22 protein-coding genes and 1 pseudogene are annotated in these 20,780 nt (G+C 27.8%); 21 read left to right on the forward strand and 2 right to left on the reverse strand.

Annotated features, from left to right (window positions below):
- Window positions 1-6: 6 nt before the first annotated feature.
- From CLPA_RS02265 to CLPA_RS22050, 4 genes and pseudogenes are all read left to right on the forward strand, one after another.
- A complete protein-coding gene (locus CLPA_RS02265; protein ID WP_003442347.1) occupies window positions 7-300 on the forward strand; it encodes a transposase in 294 nt (97 codons plus the stop codon).
- Window positions 273-1,190 carry an IS3 family transposase gene (locus CLPA_RS20250; protein WP_257786239.1) on the forward strand — a complete coding sequence of 306 codons (918 nt, stop codon included), beginning with the start codon at window positions 273-275 and terminating at the stop codon, window positions 1,188-1,190. The genes CLPA_RS02265 and CLPA_RS20250 overlap by 28 nt, the downstream gene beginning before the upstream one ends.
- A 42-nt stretch (window positions 1,191-1,232) precedes the next feature.
- A pseudogene (locus CLPA_RS22045) lies at window positions 1,233-1,418 on the forward strand (transposase); the annotation flags it as partial.
- Between the two features lie 13 nt (window positions 1,419-1,431).
- Window positions 1,432-1,677 carry an accessory gene regulator B family protein gene (locus CLPA_RS22050; protein ID WP_418219442.1) on the forward strand — a complete coding sequence of 82 codons (246 nt, stop codon included), beginning with the start codon at window positions 1,432-1,434 and terminating at the stop codon, window positions 1,675-1,677.
- Here the strand turns inward: CLPA_RS22050 and CLPA_RS21010 are convergent.
- Entirely contained in the window at window positions 1,642-2,154 is a 513-nt protein-coding gene (locus tag CLPA_RS21010; RefSeq protein WP_004455154.1) for a hypothetical protein, read from the reverse strand. The two genes, CLPA_RS22050 and CLPA_RS21010, sit on opposite strands and share 36 nt — an antisense overlap.
- A gap of 371 nt (window positions 2,155-2,525) precedes the next feature.
- Here CLPA_RS21010 and CLPA_RS21015 point away from each other — a divergent pair, with 371 nt between their 5' ends.
- The 6 genes from CLPA_RS21015 to CLPA_RS21025 all read left to right on the forward strand — a co-directional run bounded on the left by CLPA_RS21015 (window position 2,526) and on the right by CLPA_RS21025 (window position 7,146).
- Window positions 2,526-2,708 carry a hypothetical protein gene (locus tag CLPA_RS21015; RefSeq protein ID WP_152414168.1) on the forward strand — a complete coding sequence of 61 codons (183 nt, stop codon included), beginning with the start codon at window positions 2,526-2,528 and terminating at the stop codon, window positions 2,706-2,708.
- A gap of 519 nt (window positions 2,709-3,227) precedes the next feature.
- Window positions 3,228-4,061: a class 1 isoprenoid biosynthesis enzyme gene (locus CLPA_RS02285; protein ID WP_004455157.1), complete on the forward strand. Its 834-nt coding sequence runs from the start codon at window positions 3,228-3,230 to the stop codon at window positions 4,059-4,061.
- Window positions 4,051-5,415, forward strand: a complete 1,365-nt coding sequence (locus tag CLPA_RS02290) for a radical SAM/SPASM domain-containing protein (RefSeq protein ID WP_004455159.1) — start codon at window positions 4,051-4,053, stop codon at window positions 5,413-5,415. Before CLPA_RS02285 ends, CLPA_RS02290 begins: the two co-directional genes overlap by 11 nt.
- Complete coding sequence (locus tag CLPA_RS02295) at window positions 5,415-6,575, forward strand: zinc metalloprotease (RefSeq protein WP_004455161.1); 1,161 nt, start codon at window positions 5,415-5,417, stop codon at window positions 6,573-6,575. The genes CLPA_RS02290 and CLPA_RS02295 overlap by 1 nt, the downstream gene beginning before the upstream one ends.
- A 214-nt stretch (window positions 6,576-6,789) precedes the next feature.
- The gene (locus CLPA_RS21020) at window positions 6,790-6,930 is read left to right on the forward strand and encodes a hypothetical protein (RefSeq protein ID WP_155760347.1); all 141 of its coding nucleotides are present in this window, start codon (window positions 6,790-6,792) and stop codon (window positions 6,928-6,930) included.
- Between the two features lie 75 nt (window positions 6,931-7,005).
- Window positions 7,006-7,146 carry a hypothetical protein gene (locus CLPA_RS21025; RefSeq protein WP_155760348.1) on the forward strand — a complete coding sequence of 47 codons (141 nt, stop codon included), beginning with the start codon at window positions 7,006-7,008 and terminating at the stop codon, window positions 7,144-7,146.
- Window positions 7,147-7,607: 461 nt separating this feature from the next.
- On the opposite strand, the gene CLPA_RS21970 is transcribed toward CLPA_RS21025, so the two are convergent.
- A complete protein-coding gene (locus CLPA_RS21970) occupies window positions 7,608-7,934 on the reverse strand; it encodes a hypothetical protein (RefSeq protein WP_004455162.1) in 327 nt (108 codons plus the stop codon).
- 633 nt (window positions 7,935-8,567) lie between these two features.
- On the opposite strand from CLPA_RS21970, the gene CLPA_RS21030 reads away from it, so the two are divergent.
- The 11 genes from CLPA_RS21030 to CLPA_RS02345 all read left to right on the forward strand — a co-directional run bounded on the left by CLPA_RS21030 (window position 8,568) and on the right by CLPA_RS02345 (window position 20,614).
- A complete protein-coding gene (locus tag CLPA_RS21030; protein ID WP_155760349.1) occupies window positions 8,568-8,735 on the forward strand; it encodes a hypothetical protein in 168 nt (55 codons plus the stop codon).
- Between the two features lie 152 nt (window positions 8,736-8,887).
- Window positions 8,888-9,049: a hypothetical protein gene (locus CLPA_RS21035; RefSeq protein WP_155760350.1), complete on the forward strand. Its 162-nt coding sequence runs from the start codon at window positions 8,888-8,890 to the stop codon at window positions 9,047-9,049.
- 66 nt (window positions 9,050-9,115) lie between these two features.
- Entirely contained in the window at window positions 9,116-10,156 is a 1,041-nt protein-coding gene (fni, locus tag CLPA_RS02305) for a type 2 isopentenyl-diphosphate Delta-isomerase (protein WP_004455163.1), read from the forward strand.
- Window positions 10,157-10,272: 116 nt separating this feature from the next.
- Window positions 10,273-11,097 carry a hypothetical protein gene (locus tag CLPA_RS02310; RefSeq protein WP_004455164.1) on the forward strand — a complete coding sequence of 275 codons (825 nt, stop codon included), beginning with the start codon at window positions 10,273-10,275 and terminating at the stop codon, window positions 11,095-11,097.
- Window positions 11,098-11,465: 368 nt separating this feature from the next.
- On the forward strand, window positions 11,466-12,947 hold the full coding sequence (locus CLPA_RS02315; RefSeq protein WP_004455165.1) for an ISLre2 family transposase: 1,482 nt from the start codon (window positions 11,466-11,468) through the stop codon (window positions 12,945-12,947).
- A gap of 223 nt (window positions 12,948-13,170) precedes the next feature.
- The gene (locus CLPA_RS02320) at window positions 13,171-13,647 is read left to right on the forward strand and encodes a hypothetical protein (RefSeq protein WP_004455166.1); all 477 of its coding nucleotides are present in this window, start codon (window positions 13,171-13,173) and stop codon (window positions 13,645-13,647) included.
- A 421-nt stretch (window positions 13,648-14,068) separates the two neighbouring features.
- Window positions 14,069-14,452 (forward strand): ArsR/SmtB family transcription factor, encoded by a 384-nt coding sequence (locus CLPA_RS02325; RefSeq protein WP_004455167.1) that lies wholly within the window; start codon window positions 14,069-14,071, stop codon window positions 14,450-14,452.
- A gap of 155 nt (window positions 14,453-14,607) precedes the next feature.
- Window positions 14,608-15,663 carry an ACR3 family arsenite efflux transporter gene (gene arsB, locus CLPA_RS02330; RefSeq protein WP_004455168.1) on the forward strand — a complete coding sequence of 352 codons (1,056 nt, stop codon included), beginning with the start codon at window positions 14,608-14,610 and terminating at the stop codon, window positions 15,661-15,663.
- Between the two features lie 220 nt (window positions 15,664-15,883).
- Window positions 15,884-17,536: an FAD-dependent oxidoreductase gene (locus tag CLPA_RS02335; RefSeq protein WP_004455169.1), complete on the forward strand. Its 1,653-nt coding sequence runs from the start codon at window positions 15,884-15,886 to the stop codon at window positions 17,534-17,536.
- Between the two features lie 252 nt (window positions 17,537-17,788).
- Complete coding sequence (locus CLPA_RS02340; RefSeq protein ID WP_004455170.1) at window positions 17,789-19,360, forward strand: alkaline phosphatase; 1,572 nt, start codon at window positions 17,789-17,791, stop codon at window positions 19,358-19,360.
- 117 nt (window positions 19,361-19,477) lie between these two features.
- Window positions 19,478-20,614 carry a YibE/F family protein gene (locus CLPA_RS02345; protein ID WP_004455171.1) on the forward strand — a complete coding sequence of 379 codons (1,137 nt, stop codon included), beginning with the start codon at window positions 19,478-19,480 and terminating at the stop codon, window positions 20,612-20,614.
- Window positions 20,615-20,780 lie beyond the last annotated feature (166 nt).

Below are 20,780 nucleotides of genomic sequence, written 5' to 3' on the forward strand. Positions count from 1 at the left end.
AGAACTATGGGAAGAAGAAAGTATACTTTAGAGGAAAAAATTAAAATAGTTGAAGAATTAAATAAAGGGTTAACTAATGCACAAATATGCAAAAAATATGAAATTACATCATCAACATTATCTACATTTAAGAAGCAACTTAATGTAATTAATGCAACAGAGCCAAAGGATAAAAAGGCTACGCCTAAAGAAAAAGCTCTAGAAGAAGAAAACCGTAAACTTAAAGAGCTTATTGGCAAAAAAGAGCTAGAACTTGATATGCTTCAAGAATTATTAAAAAAAAAGAATTACCTACGTTAGAAGATAAAAAGACTCTTGGAATAAAATATACTGGAAAGGGACTTAAGATCTCTAGAGCATGTAGGCTATTACAAATATCAAGAACATCATTTTACCCAAGGAAAAAACTTGTTGTGGATAAAAAATCATCAATAAGAAATGTCGGTAGACCAATACCTGGTTTTTCATATGGAATAAACAACTGCATTGTTGATGACTCTGTTATTGAAACTCTTTTACATGAGGCATGTGAAAAATATCCATTCTATGGCTATAAAAAAGTAACTTGTATACTCCGTAGGAGTCATGGACTTCAACTTAATGCCAAAAAAGTATATAGATTAGCTAAAAAGCTAGGATTGCTTCTTCCATATGTAAAACACACTAAGCAAGGACATCTTGCTATCGCAAGAGATGTAAAAGCTATAAATAAATTATGGCAAATTGATATAAAGTATGTAAAAGCTTTAAATGGACAGTTTATAATGCTTACTGATATTATTGACGTTTATTCTAGAAAATTAGTTGGTAGAGAAATTACACCAACTGCTACCACAGAAGATGCAAAAACAGCTGTAAAAAGAGCACTTATAGAGAATAATGTTACTTCAAATATAGTTTTAAGAAGCGATAATGGTCCCCAGTTTACATCTGTAAAATTTGAACAATTCTGCAAAACAAATAATATATATCATGAGCTTATCCCAACAAGCTCACCTAACTATAATGCACATATAGAGTCCTTTCATTCCTTACTTTCTAAGGAGTGCATTAGTTGGAATGAGATTAGGAACTTTACTCACGGGTATATGCTTATTGATGAGTATATAGAGTTCTATAATGAAGAAAGAATTCATGGAAGCTTAAATTATTTAAGTCCAAATGAGTTTATAAGAAAATCTATAATATAGTTAGCATTCGTTAGCTTTTGTTGAAAATAAAGGGGTCAATCCGAGATGGATTTAACAGATTTGTATTCGACTTACTCCCGTATAAGGGAGAATCAAGCAACACCACGTCAGATGCTGAAGATTGTACTTTACTCTTACATGAATCACAACTATTCATCAAGAACAATGGAGAAATCATGCAAAAGAGATGTGAACTTTATGTATCTTTTAGAAGGTTCGCCAGTACCATATAGTAAGCTTTATTTTAATTAGTGTATATGCTCCTGCAGATACCGCTGAACGTCCACTTATAAGTAAAAAGCTTAGGAGAAGTTTAAAGATTAAATCTATAGTTGTAGTAGTATTATTAATTATAATAAGTATAATGTTACCTCATTCAGTTTATGTGAATATAATTATTTATTCTATATTAGAAGAGGCTGTGTTGATTACTCCAATAATATACATTTTATTAGGGAAATCCTATAAAAATTATAAGAATATATAATAGATTTATAAAAGCATTATTTATAATTGGATATACCTTTATAAATTTCCCTTTACCATAGGAAAGTTTAGCACAGAAGACAATTACTTTTTTAGGTACACCTTTATTCATTACAATCATTTCAGCAAAATCCACTTGCATAGAAAACTTTTCAGGTTCCAATTTTTCGTACATTCTGAGTTTTGTAATTTTATGTTTTTTCGATTTTGAAGAATTCCTACGAACCAATACTTTAATTAAATTTTTCATATAAAAATCCATACTATAAAAATTATCGTAAAATATTATATTTTTATCATAAATGTATAAAAATATAGAATATTTACTATTTGAGGTATAAAAACAATATTTTACAGCAATTGGGTTTACATGAGGTGAATGAATGTATAAAATCAAATTGTAGCACATAAGATTATAATCTTTAAAAAAATATGCTAAAAGCTTTCCATTGATATCTTGTGCTATTAAGTATAACATACTATGTTTCAGTAAAGGAAGATATAAACTCCTAACAGTTGCGAATCTGCAAAAGAGTAAAATAGACTATAACCTGAAAATCAGACTTTAGACAAAGGAACCAATGGTTCCAAACTACGTAAGGAGTATGTTCTAAAGTCGCCTGATGCAATGCTTAAGTTAATCAAAAGTGTCATAGGAATTGGTATTTCAGCTTCTTATGTTCTTTTTGACAGTTAGTTTACTTATTCCAAAACTTCAATGGAAATTTTAAAATTTAAATCTCTATATGCTTCTATTAAAAAGAAGAAAAGCTAAAATTTTATCTTCAATAGTTGTTGGTATAGGTACTGATGAAGATGGTAAAAAAAATAGAATTCAAAATAGTTTTTGTGCGTGATAGAAATAGAATTAGACAATGGTTTGCCATTACATCTACTGATATATTTCTATTCGATGATGAAATCATAAGAATTTACGGAAAACGTTGGGACATTGAATTTTTTTCAAAATCAATAAGTTATTTTGAAAACTTGGTAAAGAATTTCAAGGTCGTTCTTATGATTTCATGGTAGCACATACTACTATAGTATTTCCAAGGGATATCATGCTATCTTTAGAGAATCGTAATAGCAAAGATTTATGTACAGTAGGTGGATTTTTATATCATTTATGTAATGAACTTCAACATATTAAATTCTGTTAAGCATTACAGGTTATTATAACTACTCTAAAGGATATATTAAAAGAAAAAATTTTACTTTCAAAAGAGATTATTGACATAATAACCGATAGTTTTATTAATGCTTTGCCTTTTTATATAAAACAAAAGCTATCGCTTTTCTCCTGTAAAAGTTGAGTATTTAAATAAGTGAATTGGTTAATAAAAGAATATTTTAGATTTTGATGTAATAATCAATCATGATATTTTATTTTATGCTTATCATTAGGATATTTTAAGTAAACTTTAAGTAATTTGACTAAGACAAGAAGTTAAATTATATAAATTTACATTGAAATATATATAATTTACACTAATACTATACTAAGTTTCGTGTAGAGAATTAAAAAATAAGAGTAAGGATGGATGATGTATGTATAATAAAAGTGAATTAAATATTTATTATGAAAAATTAAGAAATAAATATGAGCTTAACAATTCAACTATAATAGATAAAGGTATGTACTATAAATATCCATATATATTTGCTGAATTATTTCCGATAAAAAATGAACTGTTGGATAAGTTTTCAATGTTTTATCAAAGAATTGTTGATCATATTATTTTTGTTGATAGACTTCTTGAAGGCAATAAATTTGATGTGAATTATATTATTGAGAAGTATATCGTAGGAAATGATCTTATTAGAGAGTATTCATATGTATATGAACAAAATAGCATTTTTTGGAATTACTTTGAACAATTTTATAAAGAATATTTTAATGCAATACTTATAGAAAATAGATTAAGTAATAATTATATGATAAAATTTACAAAAAAGGAATATTTAAAAATGTGCTTAGGAAAGCCAGCATTATCTAAACTATTAGTTGCAGGAATGGCGATTAAAAGTAAAAATGTTTTAGAATTTTCTACAATAAATAATATGTTAAATTACCTAAATATTTACACACAATTATTAGATGATTTTAAGGATATAAAAGAGGATCTAAATAAAAATCAATTTAATTATTATACATATATTTCTAAATTCCAATGTAATACCAATAATAAAAATGATATATTTAAATTTTACTTAAAAAAATACTTAAATAATCATATTGAAGATATGATTATAAATTTAAACAAATGTTATGAGCTCTTTAAAATATATAATACTAAAATATCTTCCTTTGGAGATATTATTGATGAGCAATTTAGTGTTATAAATATGATTAAAGAAGGGATGAAAGAATATGTTTGTTAGTAATTATATTACTATTTCTAAAATTAATGAAAAAGAATATATATTAATTCACTCTTATCTTAATAATATTGATATTGTTGAAAAAAATATAGCAATAAATCTAATTAAAGCAAAAAATTCAGGTGATGAAGTGAAAAATATTGAAAAAAATATTTTTAATGAATTACATAAAAAAGGTTATTTAATAAAAGATAAAGAGGAAGATCGAAATCGATTTATTAAATTAGCTAATAAAGTTTTAGAAATAAGTAAATCAAAAGTATCATCTTATGTATTTATTCCATCATATAAGTGTAACTTTAGATGCCCATATTGTTTTGAATTAAAAACTGTAAAAAATGAATCTAATAATAAGATAATGGATAAAAGTTTAGTTGATATTATTTACAATGAAATTGACAAAGATACTTATAATGATAAGAAAATAAGTATAAGTTTATTTGGAGGAGAACCTTTTCTAAAAGAAAATTATGAAATAATCAAATATATTTTAAAAAAATCTAATGATAGAAAAATTAAAATTGATGCAATAACAAATGGTTATGAAATGCAATATTATAATAAATTTTTTGAGATAGGTGCTTTTTCCAAATTGCAAATAACTTTAGATGGTGATGAGTGTATGCATGATAGTAGGAGATTCTTAAAAAATGGTGAAGCAACTTTTCAAGTAATTGCCAAAAATATTGATAATGTTTTGAAATTTGATAAAGGTCCTCATATATCTATACGAGTTAATGTTGATAAAGACAATTATCATAGTGTAAAAAAGTTACATGATTTTATTAAAAATAGTGGATGGTATACTAATAATAAATTTTCATTTTATACTAAAAGTGTACATGCTTGTTACCTTTCTAATAAAGAAAAAATATATGATAGTGATGTTATTGAAAATGTTAAGTTAGATGATAATAAAATTGTTAACATGTGTTATAATGCACAATATAAAGTTATGTTTAGGGATGTTGAAGCAATATTTGATTCTAAACAATTAGTACCTAATTTCAAAACAAGTACTTGTGGAGCAACAAAAGGAATGAAAGTTATTGATGCATTTGGCAATATATATACTTGTCTTGAAGAAGTTGACAATGAAAATAATCGAGTTGGCACAATTGATTTTGAGCAAAAAAAATTTTTGTATAATTCTCTTTGGGATTTATGGCAAAATAGACAAATACAAAATATTGATAGATGTTCAAGATGTGGTTATTCCCTAACTTGCGGTGGAAATTGTCCAGAACATGCGAAAATCTCAAATAAAGATATATATACTTCTTATTGTGCTGATATTAAGAAAACTTATGAAAGAGTTGTTAGAGAAGTGGCAAGTAGATATGGTGGGAATTAATGGAAATATTAGATAAAATAAATGGTAAAAGTTTAAATAATATTAAAATATCAAAGTTAGATTACTCAGGATATCAACAAAAATGGATACTTAATTTAAATCAAAAAAAATATATTGTTAATAGAGACGTGGTTATATTTATTAAAAGATATGAATCTATTAAACTAAATAAGAGTGTTTTACAAAATTTAAATGATAAAGATTTGTACATTTTAAAAGGACTGGATAATATTGGTTGTTTTGATAAAGAAGATAACATATTAAAAAAATCAAAATCAGGATTTTGGCTTAAAAAGATAATTTTAAGATCAGAAATGCTTAAAAAGTTTAAAATAATTTCAAATATATTTAATAGATATATTAGTATTATAACAGTATTAAGTATTTTTATTAATATAATAGTGCTAATAAAACTTAATTTTATATCAATATACTCTCAAAAAATAAATTTTAATTATAAAGAATATATTTTCTTTGTACTTTTTGCAATAGGGGGCATATTATTCCATGAAATGGGACATATATCTGCTTCATTAAAGTACGGTATATGTCCTAAGGGACTAGGAATTGGTATGTATTTTATGTCACCAGTTTTTTTTGTAGATGTAGATGATACTTGGCTTTTAAGTAAAAAGCAACGTATTCTAATTGATGTTGCAGGGGTGTATTTTCAAGCTATTTATACAGTATTTATAACAATCTTATACTTAGTAACATATGAAAAAATATTTATTTATTTATCTGTATTATTGGCATCGTCTATTCTATTTAATTTAAATCCTTTTCTTAAGTATGATGGATACTGGATTTTATCTGATTATTTAGGTGTATATAACTTAAATAAGCAGTTTTCAATAATGATAAAGGCAGTTATTTGTCGAATATTTGGTGTAAATAATTATTTAAAAGAGTTAAGAACAAAGTGGAGTAATAAGATTATTTATAGTGTTTCAGCTTATGGTATTATATCACTTATTTTCTATTTTTATTTCACTATAAGTATAATTATGTTATGTAAAAATAATATATATGCACTTATAACTAGATTTAATATAATAATTATGATTTCTACTATTATTTATGGATTTTTTGCATTTAAGTCAATAACATCTCTTTACAATATGATTAGATATTCAATAATAGAATTATTCAATAATTAATATAGATTGTGTAAATTATAGAATTTAATAAAACTATTGATTGAAAATTTTAATTAAAAGATATGTTATAATATTTTTCATTTGAAACATTTAGGTAGCGACATTAGATTAAGTTACAATAAAGAAGAACTAATATATAATATAATTTTCACAAAGTAGTTAGAATTTCAAATTATATACAAGGTTGCAACTTAAATTGAAAGGGGGTGAGATAATGAAAAAAGTAAATGTTAAGTCAAAAAATAAGGAAATTACTGAAATCAATAAGTATGAAGATATCCTAGAAAAATTAGAAGAGAAAGAAGAATTCTGGGGTTGTGGTGCTAATGCATGTTATATTAATAGTACAAACTGAGATTATAAACATAAAATTAAACAATAATTTTAATTGCATGAATTTATTATTTATGTTGAAAGGAGATTAATAATAATGAAAGAAGTAAATGTTAAGTCAAAAAATGAGGAAACTACTAAAATCAATAAGTATGAAGATATCCTAGAAAAATTGGAAGAAAAAGAAGAATTCTGGGGTTGTGGTGCTAATGCATGTTATATTAATAGTACAAACTAAGATTATAAACAAGTGTTAAAATTAAATAATAATCTTAACTGTATTACTTTAGTCTATATTAAAAAAAGTCGAATATAGAAAAATTAGGAAAAAGAGTAGAGATTATCCGAGCACTTAGGAGAATAGCAAATAAACCATCTTTTGGTAGTTTCAAAAAATTGAATATGTAGACAAAGTTAAGGTTATTAGACTGCTGACTTTATTCTGTTTGCGAATTTCGCAATGTTTTTTAGATTTTACCACAGAATTAGCACATTGCACTAAAAGTGGCTTGATATAGCATTCCGCCTTGGAAATCCGGACAGACTTTTCTTGCCTGCACTTTTTTGTTGGTTGGTGTAAAACCAACCTATGAGCATAAGTGTTTCGCTGAAGGAAAAACCTCCATGTTGATACCAATCTCTGAAATTATAGTGATGGCGGAGAAAATGTTTTTAAAAGATGGAGCAGTTAGAATTAGATCAAGTTTTTGGTGATAGGTTGCAGCTAGAGCAAGAATAAGCTTTTCTAACTCGGCTTTTCGTGTTTCCAAATGCTTTGATAATCTTTAATTTACCAGCCTGTTCAGGTGTAATGTAGCTTTGAACAGCAAGTTCCAATTCAGAAAGTTTCTTTTTCATGGAACCATAAATTAGAGACTTAATATTAAAGGAAATATCAATATGATTTTGGAGAATCTTATCAATAATCTTGTGGAAAATTTTACCAAAAGTACCTGAGACAACATTTTCCAACTGAATGTTAGAAAATGTGAGATAGTTTTGAAAACTGTTCCTTCCACTAGCCATAAAGCAGGTCAGTTTAAAACGGTAACATATAAGGTTACGAAGCTGACGGATGTTAGCAAAGGGCATAAAGCTTCCGGCAACAAGGTTATTCTTAAACAGGTCAGCAATCCATTTAGCATCTTTCTTGTCAGTTTTTTACCACGGATAGATTTAACATATTTAGGATGTGCAAGTACAATGGAACAATCTTTTTTTAAGATGTTGTACACAGGAATCCGGTATTTACTGGTAGATTCCATTCAGATATCTCTGCAATTATTAACAAGTAACCACAAAAGTTTTGTGGATATTAATGCCACAACAAATTTGATACATGATTTTTAATCAATAGGTTACTACTTTCTGAACGAACAGGTTCAATAGGAATAATGCCTAGCATTTAAACGAGAATTGTTTAAACAAAGATAAGGTTACGCGTCTGGAGAACACTTATTTGTGTTTGAAAAGGCAGTCTACACATATAATTATATGGTTACTCTTCAATAAGAGTAGCCAACCTACCTCTCCGTAATTTGTAGCTGACTGGTATCCCTATGACTTAATTATAAAATAAAAAGTTCGCATATAGCCAACGTTTTTCATTTTTCATAACGTTTTGTGCCTTGAGCGAAGCGAAAGGAATGGATATAAATAATGAAAGAAATAAAGTGTACATCATATTATACGGATGATAAATTAGATATATCAGAAATAATAGAAGAATTAGAAGTTAAAGAAGAATTTTCATGTGCATTAAATTTGTGTTCAATAAACTTTATCACATGCTATGTTAATATTTGTGGTCATATGCCTACATTTTAAATGAATTAGAATTTAAGGAATAATTTAGATTTTGACAAAACTTGAATTGTTTTAATATCAGACAAAGTCTTATCAATCTTTATATTGCTAATGTTTAGTAAATCTTTATTTAATCAATATAGTTCATAATTTAATTGAGGGAGAGTAGTATTATGCAAATTAAAGAAGGCAAAGATTATTACGATATATTGGAAAAATTAGAAGAGAAAGTTGAATTCTCTTGTGCATGGAATACTTGTACACAAAATTCAGCTAGTAACCCAGGTAATCCTAGTTGTGGTATAGTTAATTGCCAAGTAGATAATATGGGGTAAGATTTATTGCTATAAAATAAGTTTTAAATAATAAAACTTATTTTATAGCTTAAGGAGAATTATATAATGATGAAAAATGACGAAATGAGGAAAATAAGAAAAAAGGAACATTTGGATTGTTTTTTAGATTTAAAAACTAATAATGATTTTTTTAAAGAAATGATACTTTTTAATAATTCTCTTCCAGAGATAGATTATAATGATATAAATATGAAAATTAATTTATTTGAAAAAAGTTGTGATTTGCCAATAATGATAAATGCTATTACTGGTGGTACTAAAGAATCATTAGAAATTAATGAAAAATTGGCTTTATTGTCTCAAAAATTTAATATTCCTATGGCTGTAGGATCGCAAAAAATTTGTCTTAATGATAAAGAATATATTGAGTCATTTACAAAAGTAAGAAAAATAATAGGTAATGGAATTGTTATTTCAAACTTAAGTGCTAATTCTGATTATAATGATGTGTCAAAAGCTATAGAAATGATTAACGCTGATGCTATTCAATTGCATCTAAATGCTTCACAAGAAATACTTATGAATGAGGGAGAAAAGAATTTTAAAGGCACAATTTATAATATAGAAAAAATAATTAGTAAATGTAATAGACCAATAATTATTAAAGAAATAGGAACAGGTATAAGCTATGATGTAGCGAAAAGATTATCAAGTATTGGAGTTAAATATATTGATGTTGGAGGTAGAGGTGGTACTAATTTTATAAAAATAGAAAATAAAAGAAATGTCAATTATAGTTATGATACTTTAGAATCATGGGGTATTCCAACTCTAGATTCAATAATTTTATGTAACGAAGCAGATAGCAATCTGACAATATTTTCAAGTGGAGGGGTAAGAAAACCAATTCACGTAATAAAATCGTTAATACTTGGGGCAAGCTGCGTTGGAATTAGTGGCGAAATCTTAAGAAGATTAGTAACAGGTGGATACAAAAATGCTGAAGATTATCTGATTAACATGAAAGAAAATATAAAAGTTCTTATGATGTTATTAGGATGTAACAAGATTAGGCAATTAAAAGAAATAAAATATATTTATGGGAAAGAAAAATATATTAAAGAGTTTATAAAAGCTAATTATTAAAAAATATAAGTCAAATTTTTAGGCATAGTTTTCAAGTAATATACATACATATTTAAGTATAAATAAATGCTTCATAAAGTTTATATGGATTATGCTAATATAATAGGGTGATATATGTGAATAATGAATACTTGCTAAATAATTATTATAAAACACTTAGATGTAAATATAATATTGAAAATTCTATTATTACATATAGTGATATTTATTATAGATATCCGTATATATTTAATAGTCTTTTTCCAATTAATAAAAAACTATGTTATAAGTTATCAGCGCTGTCTAATATTTATGTTGATCATATAGTATTTATTGATAAAATTTTAGAAAATACTAAGTTAAATACAGAGTATATTATAGAGAAATATTTATTAGGTAATTACTTAATTAAAGAATTAAGCTATGGGTACAATAAGAAAAGTGATTTTTGGAATTATTTTGAAAATTTTAACAAAGAATATTTTCATGCTATACTAAACGAAAATAATATAAAAAACAATCATAATAAAGTTTTTACAAAAAAAATGTATTTTGATATTTGTGCTGGTAAAGCATCATTATCAAAATTATTTGTTCTATCAATGGCTATTGAAAATAATAATATTGAGGATTTTAGAGAAATAAATAAAATGCTTGATTATTTTAATATTTATATACAATTACTTGATGATTTTAAAGATATAAAAGAAGATTTAGATAGTAACCAATTTAATTATTATACATACGCTGCTCTCCAACATATTAAAAGTAATGATAATAATGAAATATTAAAATGCTATTTAGAAAGTTTTTTTTATGAGCATGTTAAAGATATGGCAACTAGTTTAAATAAATGTAATGATATATATATGAAGTATAAAACTAAAATTCCTTATTTCCAAGGGATGATTGATGAACAATTTAAAATTATTAAGATAATTAATCATTCGTTCCGGTTATAACATTTTAATAACGAATGAAAATTACATTGATATGTATTTTATAATTAACTTAACCTGTTGTGATAGTTAAATCACTAGCAAGATTTACAAATAGAAAACCTCCAGCATGATGTGTTAACCTATCATTGAAAAGCACAACCAATTCAATGAAGTAGGAAACATATATGCTAGAGATTTATAACAATGATTCTATCACAATTATAGAAGATTTAAAAGATTTTATAACTGTCACTTAGTGTATAATTTTTGTAGGCAAAAGAGTTATTAAATACTACGAAAAATATAAAAGGAGATGCGAAAGCATCCCCAATACATAAATTATCCATTATAATGTTAATTGACAAGAAAAACATTAGGTGGGATAAATTATGTATAAGATAAGTTTAAATGATGAGAACATAACTTTCAAGGGACTAGAGAAGAAAATATATGAATATGTGTGTAATTTAGCTTGTAGTATCATGAGAGAAACTTTAGATCAGATTGATAAAAGATTGATGGATGAAAGAGATACCAGTTCCCTACGGGATAAAGGAAAAAGGCATACTTGCATAAAGACTATTATGGGCAATGTAGAAATTGACAGACGAATTTATGAATATAGAGTTGATGGCGGTAAAAAAGCGTATAAATACCTCTTAGATGAGTATTTAGAAATGGATACTATAGGACATATGTCTATGAACCTTGTTGAAAATATTTTGAGTAATGTTACTGAAATTTCATATAGAAAGACAGCTAATAATATAAAGCTCATGTGTAATCAAGATGTCAGTCACACGGCAGTGTGGAATGTTGTGCAAGGTTTTGGAGAAAAGCTTAAAGAAAGAGATGCAAGAAAGGTTGAGCTTAGCAAACAAGGAAAACTTTCTGGAGCAAAAGAAGTCAAGGTGCTTTTTCAAGAACAGGATGGAATATGGCTGAATATTCAAGGTAAAAATAAGCCTGTAAAGGGTAAAAACAAGAAAAAAGAATTGAAGTTAGGTATAAGTTATGAAGGCTGGAAAAAGCGTCATTCTAGTAAAAATGAATATGTTGTAGAAAATAAATTAGTCTGTGCAAGTTTTGGAGATGCTAAGACTTTTAAAGAGTTATCAAAAGCTACAGTTGAAGAAGTGTATAACGTGGATGAAATAGATACTCGTATAATAAATGGTGATGGCGCAGCCTGGATAAAGGCAAGTATTGAAGACGAAGGTATATATTATCAACTTGATCCTTTTCACAAGAGTCAAGCCGTTTTGAGAGCAGTAAATGATAAACAAGAAGCAAAAAAACTTATAGATTTATTACACAAAGGGAAAGTATCTGAAAGCTTGAATAGTATAGAACAATTAATGATAAAAAATAATGCTGATGAAAAAGAAATGAAGAAATTATCTAATTTGTACAATTACTTTGTAAATAATAAAGAAGGATTAATACCATATCATCTTAGGGAAGACATAAAGCTGCCAGAACCGCCCGAAGGGCTTGAATATAGACATTTGGGTACTATGGAACATAATATATGTGATGTATTGGCTCAACGAATGAAAGGCAGAAAAATGAGCTGGTCAATTAGTGGTGCAGAAAATATGGCTAAAATACAAGCAGAGAGATTTAGTAATAGACTTTATAAGAGCTTAGATGAACTATGCAATAGTGTTTTGACCAAAGAAAAATTTGATAAAATTGAAGAAATAATAGTTTTATCAGCTGCTGAAGTAAATAAAAATATTTCTAAATCTAAAACATATGCTGTACACAAGGGTAAGGTCCCATTTACAGGCTCCGCCATAACTAACGGAAGAAAAGCAATAAGAAGAATTTTTGAAGATAGATGTTTTAGTGAATTAGTTTATAGGTAAGAAAGAAATGGTAATAAAATACAAGGGGAAAATACGCCCTTTCGGGCTAAAAAACAAAACCCTTTTAATATAAAAAATTTGATTAAATTATAATGGTAAAATTTAGATAAGAAAAGTGCCAACGTAAACTTGACACAAACTTTTTATTACGTTTTTATATATTCTTAGAAATATGAGATATAATAAAAAGAGAATATTAAATTATTGAGTTAGGGGGATAAAAATGATTAAAAAAGTAAATATAATTTTAACTTTAATTATTGTATTTGTTACTTTAATAGGTTGTGAGGGGAAACTAGATAATCAGCAGAAAAGTATATATGATGATAATAGTAAAATTGTTACTAGTTCTGATAGCTTTAATGAAACAGATGCTAAAAAAAGTAATTCAAATGGCAAAATAGAAGAAAATTTCGGCGATTTTTATGGTATACGTACTCTTGCCAATATTACATCTTCTGGGGATGATGGATATGTAATTATAAATTATTCGTCAAATATTATCAATGGTAAATTTAAATTAGTATTAGTTACCCCAGATAATAACGTCAAAGAAATTCAAGATACTAAGTCTGATAAAGGTGAAAAAATAGAATTGAAGAAAGGAACAACTAAAATTAGAATAGTGGGAAAAGATGCAAAAGGAGAGTATAGATTTAAGATAACTGAGTACAGTAAGGTTACTATATTGACACAGTAGGAAAAAATAAAGAGATATATCCTTAATGTATATTTATAGAAATTATACTAATGTAGCACAACGAATTAAATTAATAAAATGGAGTAAACCAGAGCACATAAAAACTGCGAACAATTTGTTAGTGGTGCAGTAGAAATATTGGTAGATATTTTAGAAAAAAGTAATAAGGAAAGTGATTTAAATATAGATGTGATGAAATAATTGAACGTCTTACGCCAAATAAAAAATTAATAAGGCAGTATGAATAAATATGCCATCAGGCTGAAAAACTAACTTAATGGTTTTTTAGCCCTTCTAATTTACAAATAATCATTATATGATTATAATTGAATATATGAATATGATATGTTCTAAATTTGATGAAAAGAATCAGTGAAGTATATTGAAGAAAATCAAAGTTTATTGAAGGAGGAAACAACAGTTGAATTTAATACAAGTGATGAAGGCATTATCAGATGAAACCCGTTTAAGAATATTAAATATACTTAAGAGTGGTGAACTGTGTGTTTGTGAACTTGAAGAAATACTTAATATTACACAGTCAAATGTGTCAAGGCATTTAACAAAGCTGACTAATGCTAAAATACTTGACTATTATAAAGTAACTAAATATGTATATTATAGGATAAATGAAAATATTATAGCAGAATATCCGTTTATAAAAGAAATTATAGAAAAGGAAACTATTAAACTTCAGCAATGTCAAATTGATTATGAAAGATTGAAAAAATATAAGTGCAGTGGTTTAAATTGCGATGATTTAAAAGCTGGGAAAGTATGCTTTTGTAATGATCCTGCAAAATAGAGTAGAAGAAAAGGAATTTAACCTATGTTAAATATATGCTAAATATTTAATATAATTATTGCTAATTAATATAGTCTCTCATATGATTAAAATTGAATATAATCATATGAATATAACAAGCTTTTTCAATTTAATAAAGAAAGGTAGGTATCATTATGAGTACTAAATCATTAAAATTATCATGTCTCGATCGTTATTTAACCTTATGGATTTTTATTGCCATGGCAGTAGGCATATTTTTAGGTTGGGCTTTACCTGGTATGTCTAATTTATTGTCAAGTTTATCCGTGGGTACAACTTCTATTCCCATAGCTATAGGTCTTATAGTTATGATGTATCCGCCTCTTGCTAAAGTCAATTATAGGGAACTAGGAAAGGTTTTTCGTAATCCAAAAGTATTAGGCCTTTCATTAATACAGAATTGGCTTATAGGACCAGTACTAATGTTTGTTTTAGCTGTTGTCTTTCTTAGAAATTATCCGCCTTTTATGGTGGGCCTAATTCTTATAGGTCTTGCCAGATGTATTGCTATGGTTATTGTGTGGAACAGCTTAGCAGATGGAGATAATGAATATGCAGCGGCACTAGTGGCAGTTAACTCCATATTTCAGGTAGTATTTTATTCGATATTTGCTTATATATTCATTACGGTATTACCAAAAGCTATAGGACTTCAGGGGATGCAGGTGCATATTTCTATGGGTGAAGTAGCTCATTCAGTAATAATTTATCTTGGTATTCCATTTATTGGAGGTATGCTTACCAGATTACTTTTAGAACCTATGAAAGGAACAGAATGGTATACTAAAAAATTTATACCTAAGATAAGTCCTCTAGCACTAATAGCATTACTATTTACCATAGTTATAATGTTTACTTTTAAGGGAAAGTATATTATAGAGCTGCCAATGGATGTTGTAAGAATTGCAATTCCATTGATTATATATTTTGTTATTATGTTTGCTGTTTCCTTCTATATAAGCTATAGATCAAAAATAGATTATCACAAAACAGTAAGTTTATCTTTTACTGCTGCAAGTAACAATTTTGAACTTGCCATAGCAGTAGCTGTGGCGGTGTTTGGTATTGAGTCTAAAGAAGCCTTTACTGCAGTTATAGGACCATTAATTGAAGTGCCTGTAATGATTGGACTTGTACATGTAGCATTGATGTGGGGAAGGAAATACTTTGGTTTAAAAAAGGAAAATTAAAATATATAGGTATATGATTATAGATATCCAACTTGAAATATAAATTTATGTTTTTAAAATACAGTATGCAACATATGCGTATAATTAGTAATATTCAATTATGAAATTCGATATCTATAGAAATAAGTTAATTATGCAATTATTTTAAAGATTACTTTAAGCAATGTTTTGAATGGGGAGCAAAAAAGTAAAATGTAGACCTAACAGGGAGGAAAGATTGATGAACATTCTTATAATAGGTGCTGTAGCGGCAGGAACTTCTGCTGCTGCAAAGGCAAGAAGAAATGATGAAAAGGCAGAAATAAAAATATACGATATGGATTATGACATATCCTATTCTGGCTGTGGCTTGCCTTACTATATAGGTGAAGAAATACAGGATAGAGATGAATTAACTCCAAGAAATGCAGAATTTTTCAAGAAAAAATACAATGTAGATGTATTTAGAAGACATGAAGTTTTAAAAATAAATACTGATCAGAAGATTTTGACTATAAAAAACTTAGATACTAATAATGTGTTTGATGAAAGGTATGATAAATTAGTTATCGCTACGGGAGCAAAGCCTATAGTACCTGATATAAAAGGCGCAGAAAAGAGCAATGTATTCTATCTGAGAAATGTTATGCAAGCAGATAAGATAAAGGAATATATTTTAAGTCACAAGCCTAAGTCAGCAGTGATAGTAGGGACGGGATTTATTGGTCTTGAAATGACAGAGAATTTAAAGAGACTTGGAATTCAGGTTACTCTTATAGAGAGACTAGATCAGGTTACTCCAGGACTTGATAGTGATATGGCTGTATATGTTGAAAAATATTTAAAAAGTAAGGATATTAATTTGATTTTAGGGGATTCCGTAGCTGAGTTAAAGGGAGAACCTTTTATCAGTGAAGTAGTTTTAGAAAGTGGTAAAGTGTTAGATACAGATTTTGTTATAATGTCTATTGGAGTAAAACCTAATACAGAGCTTGCTAAGAATGCTGGAATAGAGCTTGGGGCTAAAGGCTCAATAAGAGTAAATACAAAAATGATGACCAATATAAAAGATATATATGCCTGTGGTGATTGTACTGAGAGCTTTTCTGTTATAAATGAAAAGTCTCTATACAGGCCGCTGGGATCAACTGCAAATAAAATGGGTAGAATATCGGGAGATCAGCTTACGGGAGGAAGCCTTGAGTTTAGAGGTATTCTTGGTACTGGAATATTTAAGGTGTTTGATATGACAGTTGCACAGACGGGATTTACAGAAAAAGAGGCACAAAGTGAAGGCTTTGATACAGTAGTTTGCCATAATATTAAGCCTGATAAACCAGCATACTATCATGGAAAAGAGATGGTTATTAAGGCTGTGGCTGATAAGAATACAGGAAAAATTTTGGGAGCTCAAATTGTTGGATACACTGGAGTAGATAAGAGAATTGATGTGTTTGTTACAGCCATAACCTTCGGAGCAAAGGCAGAAGATCTATTTCATCTGGACTTGGCCTATGCACCTCCTTTTTCTACCACAAAAGACCCTGTAATGTATACTGGCATGATTTTGGATAATGCAATGAATAGAGGCAGAAAATTGATAACGCCAAAAGAACTCAATGAACTGAGGAAATCTGGAGAGGATGTAACAGTAATAGATGCCAGAGTAAAGAGACAATACGAAGAGGCTCATGTGGAAAATGCCATAAGTATACCTCACGGAGAATTTAGAGATAATGTTAAAAATTTAAATAAGGATAAGATTTGTGTTACTTACTGTAATAAGGGAGTAACGGGAAATGCAGCACAAAATATATTAATAAATAGTGGCTTTAAGAAAGTTTACAATCTTTCTGGAGGACACAAAAATTACAAGGCATTTGAAAATAAATAACAAGTGAAAGACTAGCATACTGAATTAATAAATAGGTAATAAACAAAGCACCATAAAAATTTATTGATAGTTAATAAATTTTTATGGTGCTTTAATATATTTTCATTAATTGGATTTATATGGATTGTGTAATTGTAATGAACTTTTCTAACAAAATGTTAAGTAAGTGTTAATATATATTAACGTAAGGATAATACGAAATTAATATAGAAGAGATATTATTACGTGGTACATATATTAGGGGGGAACAAAATGAAAAATAAAAAAATATGGATTATTGTTACAATGTGTGTATTAATGATGATTACAAGTTTATTCACAGGTTGTGATACACAAAAATCAAAAGCAGCAAATACAAATACTTACTCGGGTAAAAAACCAAAGTATGTATTCCTATTTATAGGTGATGGAATGGCAATGCCTCAGATAACGGCTGCAGAGAACTATTTAGGAAAATTAAAAAATACAAACACTCCTGAAAATTCAAAACTTACTTTTACTCAGTTTCCATCTCAGGGAATGGCTACTACCTATGATGCTGGAAGTTTTATCACAGATTCAGCTTCTGCTGGTACAGCGATAGCATCAGGTAATAAAACTCTAACTGGCGTCATTAATATGGATAAAGATAAAACAAAAAAATTCACTTCAATTGCAGAAATGGCAAAAAAAGAAGGTATGAAAATTGGTATTGTATCTTCTGTTTCTCTTGATCATGCTACACCAGCAAGTTTTTATGCACATCAGCCAACAAGAAGTAATTATTATGATATAGAATTGGAATTAGGAAAAAGTGATTTTAATTACTTTGCAGGCGGTGGATTTTTAGCATCAACTGGAAAAAATAAAGATAAATCAGATGCATTTGAAGAGGCAAAGAAAAACGGATACAGGGTTATTAATAGTAAAAGTGAGTTTACAAAATTAAATTCAAAATCAGATAAAGTTATAGCTGTAAGTCCTGTTTTAGATAATGAGAAGGCATTGCCCTATGCAATAAATAAAAACACTGAGGGAATTTCTTTAGCTGAGTTTACACAAAAAGGTATAGAAGTTCTTGATAATGACAAGGGATTCTTTATGATGATTGAAGGTGGAAAAGTCGACTGGGCAGGTCATGCCAATGATGCTGCTACATCAATTAAGGAAGTAATTTCTTATGATGAATCAATACAAAAGGCTAAAGACTTTTATAATAAACATAAGGATGAAACTTTAATAATTGTTACTGGAGACCATGAAACGGGAGGTCTTGGTATAGGTTTTGCTGGTACAGATTATTCAACCTTCTTTGATAAATTAAGTAAACAATCAATATCTTATGATGAGTTTACAAAAAAGGTTGAAGATTATAGAAAAAATGGTCATACTCCTGAAAATGCCAAAATCGAAGATTTACTTCCAATTATAAAACAATACTATGGCCTTGAAGCAATGGATGCGGCAACTTATAATGACTTATATAAGAAAGCTACGGACAGTAAGTCTCCAGATAAAGATGCAGCCAGCAAGATAGGTATGGCACTAAGTCCAAAAGATATGGATGATTTAAAGACAGCTTTAAGTCAAAGTATGCTTGAGTCTTCAGAAAGATCAAAAGATGAACAAGCAAAGCTTTTATATGGTGGATATGATCCTTTGACTATGACATTAACTCATATTATGGCCCATAAAGCAGGAGTAGGTTTTACTTCCTATGCACATACTGGAGTTCCGGTGCCAGTTTTTGCAATTGGAAAAGGACAAGAAATTTTCAATGGATATTATGATAATACTGATATATTTAAGAAAATGACATCAATTTTAGATTTAAAAACAGAATAATATTTTTCTATGCGGGAGCAACATAAGGTTGACCCGCATATTTTTAAGGAATCTCAAAAATACATAAAGGGTAAAAGTTGCTACATATATGAAAATGGCTAAGGAAAGGGATATATAATGAAGATTAGGTTAAACCAAGATATAACAATTATTTTAATAATGATAGTTGTTACTGTAATATTATTCTTTATACCAACTGGTTTTGAGGATAATTATAATAAAAGTATAAGGAGTAAGGCACTTGTAATTTCAGTAGATAATTCTCAGCTTGAGCAAAGAGGGATAGTTAAAACTGGAGTTCAACAGGTCAAAGTTAGAATTCTTCAAGGTGAATTTAAGGGGAAAGAGTTTAATTCTACTAATAATTTAAAAGGACAGCTTGAACTTGATAAAATGTTCAGTGTAGGTGATAAAGCACTGGTTGTTATAGATCATCAAGGAGATGAAGTTGTTTTTGTTAATATAATTGATCATTACAGGATTAATATTGAAGCTATTCTTTTTTTTATTTTCATTCTGATTCTTATTGCATTTGCTGGAATAACTGGAGTTAAGACAGTTATATCTTTTATATTTACTATTCTTGCTATATGGAAGATTTTAATACCATCCTTTTTAAAGGGATATGATCCTATAGTTATATCTTTAATTATAACTACAATAATAATGGCAGTAACTATTTATCTAGTTGGTGGGTTAAATAAAAAATCATTGGTTGCTTTTTTAGGAGCTTTTATAGGCATGGTTGCTACATGTATACTGTCACTTTTTTTCGGTAAAGAGTTTAATTTACATGGTGCAGTAGTTCCTTTTTCAGAAACATTACTCTATTCAGGATATGGTAATCTTAATATAACCAGGATTTTTTTAGCAGGAATATTTATTGCATCTTCAGGTGCATTAATGGATGTAGCAATGGATATATCAGCTGCAGTATATGAGATTGTATCAATTAATCCTAAAATACATATGTCTAAAGCTATAAAGTCAGGTTTTTCAGTGTCAAGAGCGGTAATTGGAACAATGGCTACAACGCTCCTCTTGGCATATTCAGGAGGATATACTGCTATGTTGATGGTATTTATGGCTCAAGGAACTCCAGTTATAAATATTTTAAATATGACCTATGTTTCAGCGGAAATACTTCATACATTAGTTGGAAGCTTTGGACTGGTGCTAGTTGCACCAGCAACATCGATACTATCAGGATTAATGTTTACAAGGAAATCAAAAAAAGTAACTTATAATTCTTAAAAATTATGGAGCTGTTGTATTAGCAATTTTTTAAATAGCTATCAATAGCTCTTTTTCTATATTATTGGCAATAACGATAATTCAAATAATAACTTCTTTAATGAAAGTATAAGAATAACTTGATATAGTAAAAGAAAATTGTTATATTAATAATATAAACTACATA

This window comes from Clostridium pasteurianum DSM 525 = ATCC 6013 (genome assembly GCF_000807255.1).
In the GTDB taxonomy this organism is placed as follows: domain Bacteria; phylum Bacillota; class Clostridia; order Clostridiales; family Clostridiaceae; genus Clostridium_I; species Clostridium_I pasteurianum.

Excerpts from the sequence above, each read along its gene's own strand:
- CLPA_RS02265 (WP_003442347.1), top strand. The coding sequence starts at position 7 with ATGGGAAGAAGAAAGTATACTTTAGAGGAAAAAATTAAAATAGTTGAA.
- CLPA_RS02290 (WP_004455159.1), top strand. The coding sequence starts at position 4,051 with ATGTTTGTTAGTAATTATATTACTATTTCTAAAATTAATGAAAAAGAA.
- CLPA_RS21035 (WP_155760350.1), top strand. The coding sequence starts at position 8,888 with ATGCAAATTAAAGAAGGCAAAGATTATTACGATATATTGGAAAAATTA.
- CLPA_RS02335 (WP_004455169.1), top strand. The coding sequence starts at position 15,884 with ATGAACATTCTTATAATAGGTGCTGTAGCGGCAGGAACTTCTGCTGCT.
- fni (WP_004455163.1), top strand. The coding sequence starts at position 9,116 with ATGATGAAAAATGACGAAATGAGGAAAATAAGAAAAAAGGAACATTTG.
- CLPA_RS02315 (WP_004455165.1), top strand. The coding sequence starts at position 11,466 with ATGTATAAGATAAGTTTAAATGATGAGAACATAACTTTCAAGGGACTA.
- arsB (WP_004455168.1), top strand. The coding sequence starts at position 14,608 with ATGAGTACTAAATCATTAAAATTATCATGTCTCGATCGTTATTTAACC.
- CLPA_RS21030 (WP_155760349.1), top strand. The coding sequence starts at position 8,568 with ATGAAAGAAATAAAGTGTACATCATATTATACGGATGATAAATTAGAT.
- CLPA_RS21010 (WP_004455154.1), bottom strand. The coding sequence starts at position 2,154 with ATGTTATACTTAATAGCACAAGATATCAATGGAAAGCTTTTAGCATAT.
- CLPA_RS21970 (WP_004455162.1), bottom strand. The coding sequence starts at position 7,934 with ATGGCTAGTGGAAGGAACAGTTTTCAAAACTATCTCACATTTTCTAAC.
- CLPA_RS02320 (WP_004455166.1), top strand. The coding sequence starts at position 13,171 with ATGATTAAAAAAGTAAATATAATTTTAACTTTAATTATTGTATTTGTT.
- CLPA_RS02295 (WP_004455161.1), top strand. The coding sequence starts at position 5,415 with ATGGAAATATTAGATAAAATAAATGGTAAAAGTTTAAATAATATTAAA.
- CLPA_RS21025 (WP_155760348.1), top strand. The coding sequence starts at position 7,006 with ATGAAAGAAGTAAATGTTAAGTCAAAAAATGAGGAAACTACTAAAATC.
- CLPA_RS02345 (WP_004455171.1), top strand. The coding sequence starts at position 19,478 with ATGAAGATTAGGTTAAACCAAGATATAACAATTATTTTAATAATGATA.
- CLPA_RS02340 (WP_004455170.1), top strand. The coding sequence starts at position 17,789 with ATGAAAAATAAAAAAATATGGATTATTGTTACAATGTGTGTATTAATG.
- CLPA_RS02285 (WP_004455157.1), top strand. The coding sequence starts at position 3,228 with ATGTATAATAAAAGTGAATTAAATATTTATTATGAAAAATTAAGAAAT.
- CLPA_RS21020 (WP_155760347.1), top strand. The coding sequence starts at position 6,790 with ATGAAAAAAGTAAATGTTAAGTCAAAAAATAAGGAAATTACTGAAATC.